At 72.3% G+C, this 17128-nt stretch carries 15 protein-coding genes; 9 read left to right on the plus strand and 6 right to left on the minus strand.

From position 1 onward, the window contains the following. Nucleotides 1-11: 11 nt before the first annotated feature. Nucleotides 12-1259 (minus strand): membrane protein, encoded by a 1248-nt coding sequence (locus IF54_RS0128435; protein ID WP_030323749.1) that lies wholly within the window; start codon nt 1257-1259, stop codon nt 12-14. Then, nucleotides 1256-2785 (minus strand): amino acid adenylation domain-containing protein, encoded by a 1530-nt coding sequence (locus IF54_RS0128440; protein ID WP_030323751.1) that lies wholly within the window; start codon nt 2783-2785, stop codon nt 1256-1258. The genes IF54_RS0128435 and IF54_RS0128440 overlap by 4 nt, the downstream gene beginning before the upstream one ends. A 302-nt stretch (nt 2786-3087) precedes the next feature. Here IF54_RS0128440 and IF54_RS0128445 point away from each other — a divergent pair, with 302 nt between their 5' ends. Beyond that, the gene (locus IF54_RS0128445) at nt 3088-5331 is read left to right on the plus strand and encodes a molybdopterin oxidoreductase family protein (RefSeq protein WP_030323753.1); all 2244 of its coding nucleotides are present in this window, start codon (nt 3088-3090) and stop codon (nt 5329-5331) included. On the opposite strand, the gene IF54_RS0128450 is transcribed toward IF54_RS0128445, so the two are convergent. Further along, nucleotides 5279-5743, minus strand: a complete 465-nt coding sequence (locus IF54_RS0128450; RefSeq protein WP_030323756.1) for a gamma-glutamylcyclotransferase family protein — start codon at nt 5741-5743, stop codon at nt 5279-5281. The two genes, IF54_RS0128445 and IF54_RS0128450, sit on opposite strands and share 53 nt — an antisense overlap. A gap of 130 nt (nt 5744-5873) precedes the next feature. Between IF54_RS0128450 and IF54_RS0128455 the strand changes: the two genes are divergently transcribed. The 3 genes from IF54_RS0128455 to IF54_RS0128465 all read left to right on the plus strand — a co-directional run bounded on the left by IF54_RS0128455 (nt 5874) and on the right by IF54_RS0128465 (nt 8993). After that, the gene (locus IF54_RS0128455) at nt 5874-7529 is read left to right on the plus strand and encodes a M4 family metallopeptidase (RefSeq protein WP_030323758.1); all 1656 of its coding nucleotides are present in this window, start codon (nt 5874-5876) and stop codon (nt 7527-7529) included. Between the two features lie 79 nt (nt 7530-7608). Then, nucleotides 7609-7956: a hypothetical protein gene (locus tag IF54_RS0128460; protein WP_030323760.1), complete on the plus strand. Its 348-nt coding sequence runs from the start codon at nt 7609-7611 to the stop codon at nt 7954-7956. 137 nt (nt 7957-8093) lie between these two features. Next, nucleotides 8094-8993 (plus strand): aminoglycoside phosphotransferase family protein, encoded by a 900-nt coding sequence (locus IF54_RS0128465; protein WP_030323762.1) that lies wholly within the window; start codon nt 8094-8096, stop codon nt 8991-8993. A gap of 147 nt (nt 8994-9140) precedes the next feature. On the opposite strand, the gene IF54_RS0128470 is transcribed toward IF54_RS0128465, so the two are convergent. Further along, nucleotides 9141-9755: an NADPH-dependent FMN reductase gene (locus IF54_RS0128470; protein WP_030323763.1), complete on the minus strand. Its 615-nt coding sequence runs from the start codon at nt 9753-9755 to the stop codon at nt 9141-9143. 279 nt (nt 9756-10034) lie between these two features. On the opposite strand from IF54_RS0128470, the gene IF54_RS0128475 reads away from it, so the two are divergent. Both IF54_RS0128475 and IF54_RS0128480 read left to right on the plus strand, forming a co-directional pair. After that, a complete protein-coding gene (locus IF54_RS0128475) occupies nt 10035-10556 on the plus strand; it encodes a hypothetical protein (protein ID WP_030323764.1) in 522 nt (173 codons plus the stop codon). Between the two features lie 111 nt (nt 10557-10667). Next, complete coding sequence (locus IF54_RS0128480) at nt 10668-11300, plus strand: class F sortase (RefSeq protein ID WP_030323765.1); 633 nt, start codon at nt 10668-10670, stop codon at nt 11298-11300. Nucleotides 11301-11315: 15 nt separating this feature from the next. Here IF54_RS0128480 and cpt read toward each other — a convergent pair whose 3' ends face one another. Both cpt and IF54_RS0128490 read right to left on the minus strand, forming a co-directional pair. Continuing rightward, nucleotides 11316-11861, minus strand: a complete 546-nt coding sequence (gene cpt / locus IF54_RS0128485) for a chloramphenicol phosphotransferase CPT (protein ID WP_030323766.1) — start codon at nt 11859-11861, stop codon at nt 11316-11318. A gap of 15 nt (nt 11862-11876) precedes the next feature. Then, nucleotides 11877-12659 carry a sulfite exporter TauE/SafE family protein gene (locus IF54_RS0128490; RefSeq protein ID WP_030323767.1) on the minus strand — a complete coding sequence of 261 codons (783 nt, stop codon included), beginning with the start codon at nt 12657-12659 and terminating at the stop codon, nt 11877-11879. Between the two features lie 250 nt (nt 12660-12909). On the opposite strand from IF54_RS0128490, the gene IF54_RS0128495 reads away from it, so the two are divergent. Genes IF54_RS0128495 through nirD form a run of 3 tightly spaced genes read left to right on the plus strand, consistent with a single transcriptional unit; the run spans nt 12910 to nt 17071 of the window. Continuing rightward, complete coding sequence (locus IF54_RS0128495) at nt 12910-14121, plus strand: NAD(P)/FAD-dependent oxidoreductase (RefSeq protein WP_030323768.1); 1212 nt, start codon at nt 12910-12912, stop codon at nt 14119-14121. Then, a complete protein-coding gene (gene nirB, locus IF54_RS0128500) occupies nt 14121-16724 on the plus strand; it encodes a nitrite reductase large subunit NirB (protein ID WP_030323771.1) in 2604 nt (867 codons plus the stop codon). The genes IF54_RS0128495 and nirB overlap by 1 nt, the downstream gene beginning before the upstream one ends. Continuing rightward, nucleotides 16721-17071, plus strand: a complete 351-nt coding sequence (gene nirD / locus IF54_RS0128505; protein WP_030323772.1) for a nitrite reductase small subunit NirD — start codon at nt 16721-16723, stop codon at nt 17069-17071. The genes nirB and nirD overlap by 4 nt, the downstream gene beginning before the upstream one ends. Nucleotides 17072-17128 lie beyond the last annotated feature (57 nt).

Genomic DNA, 17128 nt, shown 5'->3' on the forward strand with positions numbered 1-17128 from the left:
GTCGTCCCTCTCTACGAGTCCCAGATCGCGCCGTACGCCGGGATGCCCCGCCGTTCCAGGCCGTGCACCACCTGCCAGGTGAGCTTCTTGTTGGAGATGCAGATGACGGCCTCCGCCCCGAAGTCCCGGTAGGCCTCGTAGGCGAGGCTCACCATGTCGGGCTTGCCGTGCCGGGAGGTGTCCCAGACCAGGGCGTCCGGCTGGACGGCGAGGATCTCGTCGACCAGGGCGTCGCCGTAGGTGGTGCGGGGGTCGCGGGTGGCCCAGACCAGGCGGGAGGGCACCTCGGCGGCGAGGAGGTGGGGCAGGCAGGGGCCGATGCCGCTGCCGGTCGCCACGTACACCACCTTCGTGAACAGGGTCTCGATGTTGGCGACGCCGGCGGTGGTGATGCCCTTGACCCAGACCTTCGGCGGCAGGTCGTCGATGAAGGCGCCGGTCCAGTCGCCGGCCCGGGAGATGGTGAGCCGGAAGCCGGGTTCGCCGGGGGCGGGGACGTTGGCGAAGGAGTGCCACTCCTTCAGTGGACTGCGGCTGATCGCGGTGGAGGAGCCCGCGAAGGGGGTCTCGCCGTGGTCGAAGCGGGCCAGCACCACGTGTGGGGAGGGCCGTTCGAGGCGTACGGCGACCTTGCGCAGCCGCAGCCAGGGCAGGGCCACACTGAAGGTGACGACCGCGAGGACGGTCACCTCGAAGGGGCCGGGGGCGGCGAGAAGCGTGTGCGTCCAGAAGAGGGCCAGGGCGGCCCAGCCGCCGAAGCGGTGGATCTTCTCGAAGTGGTCGTGGTGGCGGGAGCGGAAGGGCGGCAGGGCGGTGGCGACGATGAGCGCGAGGAGGGCGATCAGCGTCCAACCGATGGCAGCGCGAGGGCTGTTGGGGGTGGCGGTCGTCAGGGCCAGGAACCAGGCCGTGCCCGCCAGTGCTCCGCCCACGTGCAGTCCGCCGAAGTGGTAGACCTTCCCGAGCGTCCAGCGGATCCGCAGCGGCCAGCTCGTCGGGGGCCAAGTGGCCAGCCTGAAGAAGAGGTTGACGACGTACTGCTGGCGGACGAGCACGGCCACGGCGAGGTTGACGAGGGCCGCGCGGCCCATGGTCACCTGGGTGGGCGCCCAACCGGCGTACAGGAAGCCGAGGTTCGCCGCGATCACCAGGGCGGCCAGCCGGTTGTAGTGCATCAGGCGCGGGTGCTTGAGCAGACGCCTGACGCCGGGGAGCAGCGGGGGGAGGTCGACCGTGTCCCGGTCGAGGGACGTGGTCATCGGACCGCCCCCTGGAGGGACTCGCCGTGCAGGGCCAGCCGCAGCAGCGCCGCCTTGTCGATCTTGCCGCGGTCCGTCTCCGGCAGGAATGGCAGGGGCATGACACTTTCGGGGACGCAGTAGTACGGCAGCGCGTCCGCGACCGCCCGCCGAGCCCGGTCGGGGTCGACGTCCGCCGGGCAGACGAAGGAGACCAGGGTGCGGGCGTCCCGCCTGAGGGTGACCGCGCGGGCGCAGCCCTCGACGGACTCCAGGACCGAGGAGACGGAGTCGAGCTCGACGCGGAAGCCGCGGACCTTGACCTGGTCGTCGGTGCGGCCGAGGTGTTCGAGCTGCCCGTCGGCGGTCCAGCGCCCGAGGTCCCGGGTGCGGAACATACGGTGCTCGCCGCCGAGGAAGGGGTCGGGGGCGTAGCGCTCGGCGTTCAGCGCCGGGTTGTCCAGGTAGCCCGCCGAGACACAGGCGCCGCCCGCCCACATCTCGCCGACCGCGCCGATGGGCAGCGGACGCCGGTCGGCGTCGAGGACGTAGACCGTGTTGTTGGGGGTCGGGCGGCCGATGGTCAGCAGCGGGGCCGCCGGGTCGTGGCGGCTCATGGTGTTGACAATCGTCGTCTCGGTGGGGCCGCAGCAGTTGTGGAAGGCGGCCCGCGCGGCCCAGCGGTCGGCCAGCGGACGCGGGCAGGGCTCCCCGGCGACGGCGACCGTGCGGACGCGCGGGCAGGCGGCGGGGTCTATCCCGGACAGCACGGTCGGGGTGGCGATCAGGACGTCGGCGGTCCTGGCCGCCGACGTGAGGTCCCGGCCGCGGATGACGAGGGTGCCGCCGTGGGTGAGGCAGCCGAGGATCTCCCAGGCCGCCATGTCGAAGGCGACGTTGAGGAGCTGGGCCACCCGGTCGCCGGGGCGGATGCCGAGGCCGCCCGGTTCGGTGAGGAGGAGGTTCGCGACGTTGCGGTGGGTGACCTTCACGCCGTTGGGGCGACCGGTGGTGCCCGAGGTGAACAGCACGTAGCAGCCGTCGTCCGGGCGGACGGCCCGCGCGGGTGCGCCGGCCGGCTCGTACGGCAGCGGTTCGTCGAGGGTGATCACGTGCGGGCCCCGGGGGACGCCGGCCGCGTGCTCGGCGACGGTGAGGACGATCCGGGTGCGGGCCGCGTCGATCACATGGGCGAGCTGGGGCGTGGGGGTGAGGCCGATGTCCTGGGGGACGTAGGCGGCGCCCGCCTTCAGGATGGCGAGCAGGCCGACGAGCATCGGGATGGAACGGCGTACGAAGAGTCCGACGTGATCGCCGGGCCGTACGCCCTCGCGGACCAGGCGGGCGGCGAGGGCGTCGGCGTACCGGTCGAGCTCGCCGTAGGTGATCGTCGCTCCCGCGTGTTCCGCCGCCACGGCGTGCGGGGCCGCGGCGGCCCGGCGTTCGACGGCGCGGTGGACGAGCGGGTCGGGCACGGGGACGGCGGGACCGTGGCCGTAGGCCCGGAAGAGGTGCTGGTCGCGGGGGGGCAGCGGACGCAGAGACATGCCGGGGGAACCTCCTGGCTGGCTTCTCGCATGACGGGGTGCCTGGCGCCAAGCTGGATCCGCGCTCGACTGTAGTAGCGGTTTTTCAACACTCAACAAGGCGTGACCGGCCAACTACGCGAGAAAACGCGCCACATGTGGTGTCTTTCACATCGCAGGCACCTTCCGTACCGCCCGGCGGCGACTACCCGGTGGACGAGTCCGTGCCTCACGGCTTCCGGGCGCCGGGCGGGAGATCGTCGTCTTGGGTGCGTAACACGGGGCCGTCCCCGGCGTAACACGGCCGAAGCACGCTGAGGGACATGCCGAACTCCCCGACGCCCACGCACTGCCCGTACTGCGCCCTCCAGTGCGGGATGAACCTGACCCCCGCCCCGGACGGGACCGTCGAGGTCGGTGAGCGCGCGGACTTCCCGGTGAACCGGGGCGCGCTGTGCGGCAAGGGCCGTACCGCGCCCGCGGTGCTCTCCTCCCGGGTGCGCCTGACCTCCCCGTTGGTGCGCTCCGGCGGCACACTCGTGCCCGCCGGCTGGGACGAGGCACTGGACCGGATCGCCGGGGGGCTGGCCCGCACGCGCTCGGAACATGGCCCGGACGCGTGCGGGGTCTTCGGCGGGGGCGGCCTCACCAACGAGAAGGCCTACACGCTCGGCAAGTTCGCCCGGGTCGTCCTCGGCACCTCGCAGATCGACTACAACGGCCGCTTCTGCATGTCGTCGGCGGCGGCCGGCGGCTTGAAGGCATTCGGCCTGGACCGCGGGCTGCCCTTCCCGCTGGAGGACATCCCGAAGTCGGGCTGTGTGATCCTCGTGGGCTCCAACCTCGCCGAGACCATGCCGCCCGCCCTGCGGTTCTTCACCGAGCTGAAGGAGAACGGCGGCACGCTGATCGTCATCGACCCGCGCAGGACCAGGACCGCCGAGCAGGCCGACCTGCATCTGATGCCGAGGCCCGGCACGGATCTCGCCCTCGCACTCGGCCTGCTGCACCTGGTGGTGGCGGAGGGCCGGGTCGACGAGGAGTACGTCCGTGAGCGCACGGTCGGCTGGGAGGACGCGCGGGCCGCCGCGATGGCCCACTGGCCGGAGTACGTCGAACGGATCACCGGCGTCCCCGTGCCCCAACTCCGCGAGACGGTAAGGATGTTCTGCGAGCCGGAGTCCGCGATGGTGCTCACCGCGCGCGGGCCCGAGCAGCAGTCCAAGGGCACCGACACCGTGAGCGCCTGGATCAACCTGTGTCTGGCGACCGGGCGCGCGGGACGGCCGTACAGTGGATACGGCTGCCTGACCGGGCAGGGCAACGGACAGGGCGGGCGGGAACACGGCCAGAAGGCCGACCAGTTGCCGGGCTACCGCAAGCTGGACGACCCGGCGGCGCGGGCCCATGTCGCCGAGGTGTGGGGCGTGGACCCCGACACGCTGCCCGGACCGGGGCGCAGCGCCTACGAGTTGCTGGACGCGCTCGGTACCGACATCAGGTCCCTGCTCCTGATGGGGTCCAACCCGGTGGTGTCGGCGCCGCGTGCCGCGCACATCGAGGAGCGGATCAAGTCCCTTGATTTCCTTGCCGTCTGTGACGTGGTGCTGTCGGAGACGGCGGCCCTCGCGGACGTGGTGCTGCCGGTGACGCAGTGGGCCGAGGAGACGGGCACGACGACCAACCTGGAGGGGCGGGTGCTGCTGCGCCGCAAGGCGATCTCGCCCCCGGACGGCATCCGCAGCGACCTGGAGGTCCTGCACGAACTCGCCGACCGGCTCGGGGTGGAGAAGGGCTTCCCGACCGACCCCGAGGAGGTCTTCGAGGAGCTGCGGCGGGCGAGCGCGGGCGGTCCGGCGGACTACTCCGGGATCACGTACCGGCGGCTCGCCGAGGAGGACGGGGTGTTCTGGCCCTGCCCGACGGAGGACACCACGGCGGAGGCCCGCCCGACCGGGGACACGACAGCGGGGTCCCGCCCGACCGAGAACACCACAGCGGGGTCCCGCCCGGCCGAGGGCACCGCGGCGGGGTCCCGCCCGGCCGAGGGCACCGCGGCGGGGTCCCGCCCGGCCGAGGGCACCGCGGCGCACCCCGGCACGCCGCGGCTCTTCCTGGACCGGTTCGCCCACCCCGACGGCCGGGCCCGCTTCGTCCCGGTCTCGCACCGGGCGGTCGCGGAGGAGCCCGACGCGGAGTACCCGGTGCTGCTGACGACCGGGAGGGTCGTGGCGCAGTACCAGTCCGGCGCGCAGACCCGCCGGGTGGACGAGTTGAACGCCGCCGCGCCGGGGCCGTTCGTGGAGCTGCACCCGCGGCTCGCGGAGCGACTCGGGGCCGCCGAGGGTGATCCGGTGGCCGTGGTCTCGCGGCGCGGGCGGGCTGTCGCCCCGGCCCGCATCACGCTCGGCATCCGCCCCGACACCGTCTTCATGCCCTTCCACTGGTACGGCGAGGGCCGCGCCAACACCCTCACCAACCCGGCGCTGGACCCGACGTCACGGATGCCGGAGTTCAAGGCGTGCGCGGTGCGGGTGGAGGCGGTGGGGCGGCAGGACGCCGGGTGAGCCAGTCGCCGCTCGCGATCAGCCGGCCGCGCGCTCGCAGTCGTACGGCGACGGGGGGCGCGGCCACGTACACCCACGCGCGCACGGCGGTGCCGTCGGCGACGCGCGCCACCTCGCGTGCGACCCGCTCGTAGAGGTTGCGCGGGTCTCCCGGGCGGTACTCCTCCAACTCGTCGAGCGCGGTGAGCAGTTCGTCGTACTCCTCCGGGTCCGCGGTGACGAGCTCACCGCGCACCGGTCCGCCCTGCGGCTCCTCGACGACGTACGGGTATCCGGGGCCGTCGTACAGCAGGGCTCCGGGCAGCCGGCCCGGTTCCTCGGAGCGGACGCGGCCGCGCAGGAAGAGGTCGTGGTTGACCTCGCCGGGGCGGAGGGTGCCGTAGACGAAGAACGGGAGCCGAGCAGGGGTCACAGAAACGATTCTCTCCCCTCACACACCTGCACGTGACGCGGTATGGACACGGCTTGTCATGACCTCTTAAATCTTCGACAACGTCCGCGCCACCCCCACGCGCCCCACTGGCGCCGTTCTGAGGAGACCGATGAGTCGGATACGGCCGTACGTCCGAGGTGCCCGTTCCCGTCGGCTCGCCACCGCCGGAGTGGCCGCCACCGCAGCCACCCTGCTGGCCGCCGCCCTCTCCCCCGCCGCAGGCGCCGCCGAGCGGCCCACCAGAGCCACCGCGCTCGACAACGCGGCGTCCGTCCTGGCCGAGAAGGCCTCGGCCCTGGGCCTCACCTCCGCGCAGCGCACCAAGGTCCGTGACGTGATCGTCGACCCCGACGGCACCCAGCACGTCCGCTACGACCGCACCTACCGCCAACTGCCTGTGCTCGGCGGCGACTTCGTGGTTCACCTGGCACCCGACGGGGCGTACAAGAGTTCCTCCCGCGCCACGAGATCCGCCATCTCCCTGTCGAGTGTCACCCCCGTCCTGTCCGCCCCGAAAGCCGCCGACCTCGCGGCGAACGCGCTCAAGGCGGCCAACCTCGGTGAGACGCTGAAGAAGCTCACCGCCAAGCCGCAGCTGGTCGTCGACGCCCTGCACGGGGCGCCGAAGCTGGCCTGGCGGACGAACGCGGCCGCCCAGGACTCGCTCGGCAACCCGGTCGCCCGGACCGTCCTGACCGACGCCCGCACCGGGGCCCAGATAGACGCCTGGGACAGCATCGAACAGGCCGCCGGGGACGGGAAGTCGCTGTACAGCGGCACGGTCGCGCTGAACACCACCCAGTCCGGATCGACGTACCAGCTCAAGGACGCGACGCGCGGGAACACCTACACCGGGGACGCCGCCAACAAGACCGACCTGTGCTTCCTGAACATCTGCTTCAGCCGGGCGCCCGCGACCCTGTTCACCGACGCCGACAACCACTGGGGCACGGGGGCGACGTCGGACCGGGCGACGGCGGCAGTGGACGCGCAGTACGGGACCGACGTCACCTGGGACTACTACAAGAACGTCCACGGGCGGAACGGCATCGGCGGCGACGGCAAGGGCTCCTACAACCGCGTCCACTACGGCAACAGCTACAACAACGCCTTCTGGGACGACAGCTGCTTCTGCATGACGTACGGCGACGGGGACGGGACGCAGCTCGGCCCGCTGGTGTCGCTGGACGTGGCGGGGCACGAGATGTCGCACGGGGTGACGTCGAAGACGGCGGCGCTGACGTACTCCGGCGAGTCCGGCGGGCTCAACGAGGCGACCTCCGACATCTTCGGCAGCCTGGTGGAGTTCTACGCGGGCAACTCCTCCGACGTCGGCGACTACCTGATCGGCGAGAAGATCGTCCGGTCCGGCTTCGGAAAGGACGCCCTGCGCTACATGGACAAGCCCTCCAAGGACGGCAAGTCCGCGGACGCGTGGAGCAGTTCGGTGGGCAATCTCGACGTCCACTACTCCTCCGGGGTCGCGAACCACTTCGCGTACCTGCTCGCGGAGGGCAGCGGACCCAAGACGGTCAACGGCGTCAGCTACAACTCCCCGACCTCCAACGGCTCCACGGTCACCGGGATCGGCCGGGACAAGCTGGGCGCCATCTGGTACCGGGCGCTGACGGTCTACATGACGTCCTCCACGAACTACGCGGGGGCGCGGACGGCCACGCTGAACGCGGCGAAGGACCTGTACGGTGCGGGCAGTCCCGAATACAACGCGGTGGCTGCGGCCTGGAGCGCGGTGAACGTGAACTGACGGTCCGTCGTCCTACGGCGTGTGACGCGGCCGCCCCGGAGTCCGGGGCGGCCGTACCCGTGACGGAAGGAGGCGGAAGGTGGGTGTGGACGATCCGCACATCCATGTCGAGGTGAAGGTGGTGCGCGGCGAGGCCGCCGTGCGCACCATGCTCGCGGCCACGTTCGGGATCGCAGGGGACCTGCCGAGCGTCGTCGCCACCGGGTGCGGGCTGAAGGTGCCGTACGCCATGACCTCGCCGCGGCCGGACCGGGTGACCTGTCTGGCCTGCCGGGAGCACGCCCGCGCCGAGCACCTGCGCTTCGCGGACGAGGTCGAGCGCATCGGCACCCTGCCGGGGTCTCCGGTGACGTCCGCCGAGGCCCGGCAGGCGGCGGGGCGGCATCGCACGCTCGCGGAGCGGTTCTCGTCCGGCGGCGGGGGCTGACACGGACGTCGGCGGACCCGGCACGGGAGCCTGATCCAGCCGATCCCGTGCCCGGCCCGGGGGAAATGCGATGGCAGCGCGTTCCTCCCCGTGGATACGCTCCACCACCGATGTCCGCCCCCTCCCCCCGGAGCCCCATGTCGTCCCCCACGAAGATGCACGCCGACGAGCTCGACATCGACGCGGAGCTGGTGCACGGGCTGATCGCCGACCAGTTTCCGCGCTGGGGCGAACTCCCCGTCTCCCGCGTCGAGTCGGCCGGGACGGACAACGCGATGTTCCGGCTCGGGGACGACATGGTCGTACGGCTGCCGCGGTTGCCCGGCGGCGGGCGCCAGGTGGAGTTCGAGCACCGGTGGCTGCCCCTGCTGGCACCCCGGCTTCCGCTCGCGGTGCCGGAGCCGTTGGCCAAGGGGGAAGCGGGCCGGGGGTACGTGCTGCCCTGGGGGGTGTACCGGTGGCTGGACGGGGACAACGCCTACGACTCACCGCTCACCGAACTCACCGACGCCGCGGTGGAGTTGGGGCGGTTCGTCGCCGCGTTGCAGGCGGTCGACGCGACCGGCGGGCCGGCCTCCTACCGCCCCGGACCCCTGCACCTCCTCGACGACGGCACCCGGCGGGCGATCCAGGACCTCGGCGCCGCCGGGCTCCTGGACGCGAACCGGGCGACCGCCCTCGCGGACGAGGCCGGCCGGCTGCCCGGGTGGGACGGCGCGCCCGTCTGGCTGCACGCCGACCTCCTCCCCGGCAACCTGCTCACCGTGGACGGCCGTCTCACCGCCGTCATCGACTTCGGCTGCCTCGGCGTCGGGGAGCCCACGGCGGACACCCTGCCGGCGTGGACCGTGTTCACCGGCGAGAGCCGCCGGCTGTTCCGGGAGGCGGCGGAGTTCGACGACGCCACCTGGGAACGGGGACGCGCGTGGGCCCTGTGCTGGGGCGTGGGCGCGGTGCACTACTACCGGGGCGGGAAGAACCCGGTCCTGGCGAAGGTGGGACAGCGGGCGATCGACGAAGCGCTCGCCGGGCACTGACGGACACGTCGGGGACGGGGGGCGCGCGGCGCCGTTTACCTCGGTGACCTCGGTGACCCCGGTGACCTCGGCGATCCCGGCCACCTCGGCGACCCCGGCGGCCCCGATGGCCCCGGCGGCCTGAGCGTGAGGGCGTCCGGCTCGGTCTCACCGGGTGTAGGGCATCGCTGCCCTCCCCTGCCTCAGCACCCTGCCCCACCACACCAGCTGGTCAAGCATCGTCTTCGCCGCAGCGTCCGGTCCTGAGGGGTCCTTCGGGCGGCCGTCCTCGAAGGACGAACCGGCGTTGTGGAAGCTCACCGTGTCCCGCACCGTCACCGCGTGGAGCTCGGCGAAGACCTGCCGCAGGTGTTCCACGGCCCGTAGTCCGCCCGAGACGCCGCCGTAGGAGACGAGGGCCACCGGCTCGGCCTGCCACTCGGCGAAGTGCCAGTCGACGAGGTTCTTCAGGCCCGCAGGGAAGGAGTGGTTGTACTCGGGGGTGAGGACCACGAACGCGTCGGCCGACGCGAGTTTCGGGGTGACGGCGGAGGGCGCCGGAGGCGAGGCGAACGACATGGGCAGGTCGGCCTCGGCCACGTCCACGACCTCGGTGACCAGGTCGTCGCGGTCGCGCAGCCGGTCGAGGAGCCAGTCGGCGACGACCGGGCCGAAACGGCCGTGCCGGTTGCTGCCGATGACGAGGACGACGCGAAGCGGAGCGGCGTCCGTGTGAGAGGAGTCTGTGCGCACGGTGTCCGTGTGAGCGGTGTCTGTCTGCATGGAGGACAGCCTGATACCTCGACCAAAGTTGAGGTCAAGCGTGCGCGGCGCCGGGGGCGTCACCCGTTCACACGCGCGTGCCGCACCCTTCCGGTTCTCGACCGCGACACCTCCGCCGGACGGCGGTGACCTGCTGAAACTCCGGCCGACCAACCGAGCGGCGCGCAGATCTGACACCCATTCACCGTATTTCTGACGCCCTCTCAGGAAGCGGTCCGGGCCCACTGCCACTTACCTCGAAGGCACAGGGATCCCCACCCGAGAGCTCGAGGGAGCACCATGCGCACCACCGTCCGCCTGCTCACCGGCAGCGCGCTCGCCGTCGCCGCCGCGGGACTCGTCTGCGCGCCGGCCCACGCCGGGGACGCGGGGGGACTGGAGATCCTCCCGTCCTCGGTGGTGCCGGGCGGGCAGGTCACGGTGACCACGGCGGCGTGCGGCGACGACGGTGCCGCGGCCGGTGACGCCAGCGCGGTCGGCGCGGGCCCCTTCACGCTGGCGCCCAGCATGCACGGGGGCGACACGACCGGAGGGTTCCGGGTGCCGCCGAGCGCGCAGCCGGGGACGTACGAGATCGTCGCGACCTGTGCGCAGAGCGGCCGGCGGGTGACCGGTGACCTGGTGGTGTCACTGACCTCGCAGCGGCAGCCGGCGCATCCCAGGGGAAGTGTGAAGACGGGGGTCGGTGGCGCGCTCGGCCCCGACCCCGTGCAGACCGCGGGCGGTGTGGCGGCTCTCGCCGTCGCCGCCGCGGGCGGTACCTGGCTCCTGCATCGCCGGGCGAGAGGCGACGGGATGTGACGGACACCCTCCGCTGTCCGTCCGCCGGTACTGCATGTCCCCTCCCCCTCCGGGTCCGACGCCCCTCGCGGCCCGGAGGGGGACGGGCAGGCCAGCCGTAGAGGAGCTCCTGTGCGCAACCGAGGACTCGGGAACACCGCGATAGCCGGGGTGACCGTGATGGCCCTGTGCAGCGGCGCGTGGCTGCTGCACAGCGGCAACGAGACGCACGCCCCGCCGCAGCCGTCGGCCGCCCAGGCGCGTTCCGCCCGGAGCGGTGGCGCCGGGCGGAACGCGGCGCCCGCGCTGCCGCCGTCCCCGCCGGACCGCATCCGCGTCCCCTCGATCCGGGTGGACGCGCCCCTGATGGGACTCGCCCTCACCCGCACCGGCAGTCTCGACGTCCCGCCGGCCGCGAAGAAGAACCTGGCCGGCTGGTACGAGGCCGGCACCACCCCCGGCGAGAAGGGGACCGCGATCGTCGCCGGGCACGTGGACAACGCCGAGGGGCCCGCCGTCTTCTACGACCTCGGCGCCCTCCGCAAGGGCAGTGCGATCGAGGTGGACCGGCGCGACGGCAGCGTGGCGGTCTTCACGGTGGACGCGGTCGAGGTGTACGACGCGAAGGGCTTCCCGGACGAGAAGGTGTACGGGGCGGCGGCCAGGCCCGAGCTGCGGGTGATCACCTGCGGCGGCGGTTACTCACGCGCGACCGGTTACCGGGGGAACGTGGTGGTGTTCGCACATCTGACGGGGAGCCGTTGACGAGGCTCGCGATGCTTACGGGGTCCCGCTGACGACCGCCTCCGCGATGGTTCGCGCACACACCAGGGCCTCGGTGCGGGTGGTGTCCACCTCCAGGTCGTAGACCACGCCCTGGTGGACGAGCTCCGCCTGCTTCTCGGCCATCCCCCGCGCCCGGTCGCCCCGCACGATCTCCCGGCCCGCGGCGACCTCGGCGTCACAGCGCACCCCGACCCACAGCACGTCCAGGCCGTCGAGGCACTTGCGCCACCGTTCCTGGGAGTGCGCGCCGCCCAGGAACACGTCGTCGACGATCACCCGGGCGCCCGCCCATGCCGTGGCGGCGACCCCGGCCCGCCAGGCCGCCTCCAGCCGGGAGAACTCCTCGCCGACGCTCACCCCACCGTCCGCCGCGACGTCGATCCCCTCGTCCGAGGACTGGAGCGCGGCCGGCATCGAGTCCACGAACCCGTCGATCCCGAAGGCCAGCCAGGGCTCGGGCAGGACCGCCTGGAGACACCGGGCGATGCCTGACTTGCCGGAGCTGGAGCCGCCGTTGAGCACGATCACCTGAGTCGTCACCGCGTCACCGTAACGTCAGGCGAGCCACTGTTCGTACGCAATATTCGCGACCAGCGCGAAGACGACGGTCAGCAGGACGACCCGGACGAACCCGCTGCCCTTCTTCAGCGCGGTGTGTGCGCCGAGGGTGCCGCCGACGAGGTTGAACACGGCCATGAGCGCCGCGAGCTGCCACAGGACGGCCCCCTGCCAGGCGAACATGGCGAGCGCTCCCGCGTTGGTACAGCAGTTGACGATCTTCGCGGTGGCGGAGGCGGTCACCAGGTCGAGGTGGAGGACCGCGGTGAGGGTGAGGACGAGGAAGGTGCCGGTGCCGGGGCCGATCAGGCCGTCGTAGAACCCGATGCCGAGGCCGGCCAGGCCGATCGCGGCGAGGACCTGGCGGCGGGTGGCCGGGCCGGTCGCGGGGGCGGTGCCGAAGGCGGGGCGCAGGATCACGAAGGCGGCGACGCCCAGCAGCACGACCATGATCAGCGGCTTGAGCATGTCCGTGCTCATCCCGGCCGCGAGGAACGCGCCCGCCGAGGAGCCGGCGAGGGCCGCGATCCCGATGCGGACGGCGAGCCGTACGTCGACCCGTGTCCGGCGGGCGTACGTCACCGCGGCCCCCGAAGTGCCGACGATGGCGACCGCCTTGTTGGTGCCGAGCGCGTGCGCGGCCGGGGTGTGCGCGGGCAGACCGAGCAGCAGGACCGGCAGCAGCAGGAGGCCCCCGCCGCCGACCACGGCGTCGATCCAGCCGGCCGCGAGAGCCGCGAGGCACAGGAGAACGACCGTGGTCAGCGATATGTCGGGCATGATCGCGACCCTACGGGACGCCTTTCGTGGGTCGTGCACCTACCTGGACGCGGGGATCTCTCACCGCCGCATCACCCGCGCGCGGGCGTCCTCACACCCGCATCCACCTGCGCGCGGGCCTCCTCACAGCGCTCCCCCGCCGCCCCTGCCGAACCCTCACACCCGGCGCCGGTGCCGACTGAGGGCAGCGTTCCTCACGGGAAACAGACGCGATGCGGTCGGGTAACACCCGCAACGCACGCTCGACATCATGACCTCGAATACGCGTGTGGTGGTGATCGGCGCCGGGCTCGCGGGCGTCCGGCTCGCCCGGCGGCTCGGAGAGCTCGGCACGCCCGTGACGCTCGTCGGCGAGGAGGAGCACCGCCCGTACAACCGGGTGCTCCTCGCCGAAGTGCTGGCCGGGCGGTACACCCCCGACGTGATCGCGCTCCCGGCGCCGGCCGCGCTGACCCGTGCCCGGGTCACCGGCATCGACCGCGGGGCCCGGACCGTCGCATGCGCCGACGGCTCGAAGATCGCATACGACACGCTGGTCCTGGCCACCGGCTCCAACCCGGTGCTGCCGCCGCTGCGCGGTCTGTTCACCGCGGACCACGAACTGCCAAAGGGCGTGCACGCGTTCCGCACCATGGACGACTGCCTGGGCCTTTCCGAGGCGGTCCGGCCGGGGGTGAAGGCCGTCGTGATCGGCGGCGGGCTCCTCGGCGTCTCGGCGGCGCGCGCGCTCGCCCAGCGCGGTGCCCAGGTGATCCTGGCCCAGCAGTCCGAGCGGCTGATGGAGCGCCAGCTCGACCCCAGCGCGTCGAAGCTGGTCCGTCGCCACCTCGGGGACCTCGGAGTCGAGGTCCACACCGACCTGCGCGTGCGGGACGTGCGCTGTGTCGGGGGCGCGGTCCGCTCGGTCGAGATGGCCGACGGTTACACGCTCGACGCCGAGATCGTGGTCCTGGCCTGCGGGGTCCACCCCCGGGTCGGTCTCGCGCAGGCGGCCGGCCTGGACGTGCGCAAGGGCATCGTCGTGGACGACGAACTGCGCACCTCCGACCCGCACATCCACGCCGTCGGCGACTGCGCCCAGCACGCCGGCACCGTCTACGGACTCGCCACCCCGGCCCTCGAACAGGCCGACGCCCTGGCCGAGTTGCTGGCCGGACGCGCGGACGCCCGCTACACCGGCACTCGTTCACTGACCCGGCTCACGCTCACCGGACAGACCGCCTTCGACCTGGCCGCGTTCGGCGAGACCGAGGCGCTCCCGGGTGACGACGTCGTCCAGCTCGCGGACGCCACCCGCGGTACCTACCGCAAGGTCGTCGTCCGCGACGACCGCCTGGTCGGCGGGGTCCTCGTCGGCGAACTCGGCACCGTCGGCGCGCTCGCCCGCGCCTGGGAGGGAGCGGAACCGCTCCCCGCAGGCGGCCCGCTGCTCCACCTGCTCACCAACGATGGAGGCTCCTGATGACCGCCACCCCGGAGGCCACGGAGGCCACCCCCACGATCGTCCTCGTCGGCCACGGCATGGTCGGCCAGCGCTTCCTCGAAGCCCTCGCCACGCGCGGCCTGACCGCCACCCACCGCGTGGTCGTGCTCTGCGAGGAGCCGCGTCCCGCGTACGACCGCGTCGCGCTCACCTCGTACTTCTCGGGGAAGACGCCCGAGGAACTGTCCATGACGGACATGGAGTTCATCGAGACGCACGGCATCGAGCTGTACGTCGGCGACCCGGCCGTCACGATCGACCGTGAGGCGAAAAAGGTCACCGCGAAGTCCGGTCAGGTGTTCGCGTACGAGACCCTCGTCCTCGCCACCGGCTCCTATCCCTTTGTCCCGCCGGTCCCGAACAAGGACGCCCAGGGCTGTTTCGTCTACCGCACCATCGAGGACCTGCTCGCCATCGAGGAGTACGCGAAGACCCGCACGACCGGTGCCGTGGTCGGCGGCGGTCTGCTCGGGCTTGAGGCGGCCGGTGCGCTCAAGGGGCTCGGACTGACCTCCCACATCGTGGAGTTCGCGCCGCGGCTGATGCCGGTGCAGGTCGACGAGGGCGGTGGCGCGGCGCTGCTGCGCACCATCGAGGAGATGGGGCTCTCCGTCCACACGGGCGTCGGCACGCAGGAGATCGTGGTCGACGAGGACGGCGCCGTCACCGGCATGAAGCTGTCCGACGGCTCCGAACTCGCCACCGACCTGGTGGTGTTCAGCGCCGGTGTCCGCCCCCGGGACCAGCTGGCCCGCGACTGCGGCCTGACCGTCGGCGAGCGCGGCGGCATCACCGTCGACGAGCAGTGCCGTACGGTCGCCGACCCGCACGTGTTCGCGATCGGCGAGTGCGCGCTGGCCGCGGACGGCCGGGTGTACGGCCTGGTGGCCCCCGGTTACGAGCAGGCCGAGACCGCGGCGGCGACGATCGCCTCCGACGAGGCCTCGTTCGTCGGCGCCGACCTCTCCACCAAGCTGAAGCTGCTCGGCGTGGACGTGGCCTCCTTCGGCGACGCGCACGGCGCGACCGCGGACTGCCTGGACGTCGTGTACTCCGACTCCCGCGCCGGCCTGTACAAGAAGCTGGTCATCGGCCGGGACGGCACGCTGCTCGGCGGCATCCTGGTCGGCGACGCGGAGGCGTACGGCACGCTGAAGGCGTTCACCGGTTCGGTCCCGCCGGTCAAGCCCGAGTCGCTGGTGCTGCCCGCCGGCGCCGGGGAGTCGGTGCAGCTCGGCCCGACCGCGCTGCCGGACGACGCGATCATCTGTTCCTGCAACAACGTCCGCAAGGGCACGATCCGCGGGGCGGTCACCGAGCACCACTGCACGACTGTGCCCGAGGTGAAGAAGTGCACCAAGGCCGGTACCACGTGCGGCAGTTGCGTCAAGGTGCTCGGACAGCTGGTCACCGCCGAGCTGGAGGCGTCCGGCGTCGAGGTCGACAAGGGCCTGTGCGGCTGCTTCTCGCAGACCCGCGAGGAGCTCTACGAGATCGTCCTCGCCCTGCGCATCAACACCTACCAGGACCTCCTGGACCGCTACGGCCGCGACAGCGCCCGGGGCGGCGACGGCTGCGAGATCTGCAAGCCGGCCGTCGCCTCGATCATCGCCTCCCTCGCCCCGACGATCGGCGCGAGCGGCTACGTCCTGGACGGCGAGCAGGCGGCCCTCCAGGACTCCAACGACCACTTCCTGGCCAACATCCAGAAGAACGGCTCCTACTCGGTCGTGCCGCGCATCCCCGGCGGTGAGATCACCCCCGAGGGACTCATCACGATCGGTGAGATCGCCCGCGACTTCGGCCTCTACACGAAGATCACCGGCGGCCAGCGGATCGACATGTTCGGCGCGCGGGTGGAACAACTCCCCCTGATCTGGACGCGGTTGGTGGACGCCGGCTTCGAGTCGGGTCACGCGTACGGCAAGTCCCTGCGCACGGTGAAGTCCTGCGTCGGCCAGACCTGGTGCCGCTACGGCGTCCAGGACTCGGTCCGCATGGCGATCGACCTGGAGCTGCGCTACCGGGGGCTCAGGTCGCCGCACAAGCTCAAGTCGGCCGTCTCCGGCTGCGCCCGCGAGTGTGCCGAGGCCCAGTCGAAGGACTTCGGCGTGATCGCCACCGCGAGCGGCTGGAACCTCTACGTCGGCGGCAACGGCGGCGCGACCCCGCGCCACGCGGACCTGCTGGCCCAGGACCTCACCGACGCCGAACTGGTCAAGCTGATCGACCGGTTCCTGATGTTCTACATCCGCACCGCGGACCGCCTGGAGCGCACCTCGACCTGGCTGGAGCGCATCCCCGGCGGCCTGGACCACGTCCGTGACGTGGTCGTGGAGGACTCCCTCGGCATCTGCGAGGAACTGGAGTCCCTGATGACGGCCCATGTGGCGCACTACGCCGACGAATGGGCGACCACCATCAACGACCCCGAGAAGCTCGCCCGGTTCGTGTCCTTCGTGAACGCGCCGGACACCCCCGACCCGGTCGTCGGCTTCGTCCCCGAGCGCGAGCAGATCAAGCCCGACCTGCCGCTGCTGACCATCGGCCACCGTCCCCTGGAAGGAAGCGCCCAGCGATGACCCTGGCACCCGAGACCATTGACCTCAAGGTCCAACTCCAGCTGGACGGCGACTGGTTCGCGGTCTGCGACCTGACCCGGCTGCTCCCCGGCCGCGGAGTGGCAGCGCTGCTGCCCGACGGCCGCCAGGCGGCCCTGTTCCGCGACCGCGCGGGCAACCTGTACGCCATCGACAACCGCGACCCCTTCGGCGGCGCTGCGGTCCTCTCCCGCGGCCTCACCGGCACCCACCAGGGCCGCCCGTTCGTGGCCTCACCCCTGCTCAAGCAGCGCTTCGACCTGGAGACCGGGCAGTGCCTGGACGACGAGTCGGTACGGATCGCGACGTACGAGGTGCGGGCCGCGTAGAAGCACGCAGGCGGTGCAGGAGCACGAGGGCGGGGCGGCCACCGGTCGGTGGCCGCC

Source organism: Streptomyces sp. NRRL B-3229 (assembly GCF_000719505.1).
GTDB lineage: Bacteria > Actinomycetota > Actinomycetes > Streptomycetales > Streptomycetaceae > Streptomyces > Streptomyces griseorubiginosus.

Coding starts and splice junctions, on each gene's coding strand:
- IF54_RS0128455 (WP_030323758.1), top strand. CDS start 5,874: ATGAGTCGGATACGGCCGTACGTCCGAGGTGCCCGTTCCCGTCGGCTC.
- nirB (WP_030323771.1), top strand. CDS start 14,121: ATGACCGCCACCCCGGAGGCCACGGAGGCCACCCCCACGATCGTCCTC.
- IF54_RS0128440 (WP_030323751.1), bottom strand. CDS start 2,785: ATGTCTCTGCGTCCGCTGCCCCCCCGCGACCAGCACCTCTTCCGGGCC.
- IF54_RS0128435 (WP_030323749.1), bottom strand. CDS start 1,259: ATGACCACGTCCCTCGACCGGGACACGGTCGACCTCCCCCCGCTGCTC.
- IF54_RS0128470 (WP_030323763.1), bottom strand. CDS start 9,755: ATGCAGACAGACACCGCTCACACGGACACCGTGCGCACAGACTCCTCT.
- IF54_RS0128465 (WP_030323762.1), top strand. CDS start 8,094: ATGTCGTCCCCCACGAAGATGCACGCCGACGAGCTCGACATCGACGCG.
- IF54_RS0128445 (WP_030323753.1), top strand. CDS start 3,088: ATGCCGAACTCCCCGACGCCCACGCACTGCCCGTACTGCGCCCTCCAG.
- IF54_RS0128475 (WP_030323764.1), top strand. CDS start 10,035: ATGCGCACCACCGTCCGCCTGCTCACCGGCAGCGCGCTCGCCGTCGCC.
- IF54_RS0128495 (WP_030323768.1), top strand. CDS start 12,910: ATGACCTCGAATACGCGTGTGGTGGTGATCGGCGCCGGGCTCGCGGGC.
- IF54_RS0128490 (WP_030323767.1), bottom strand. CDS start 12,659: ATGCCCGACATATCGCTGACCACGGTCGTTCTCCTGTGCCTCGCGGCT.
- nirD (WP_030323772.1), top strand. CDS start 16,721: ATGACCCTGGCACCCGAGACCATTGACCTCAAGGTCCAACTCCAGCTG.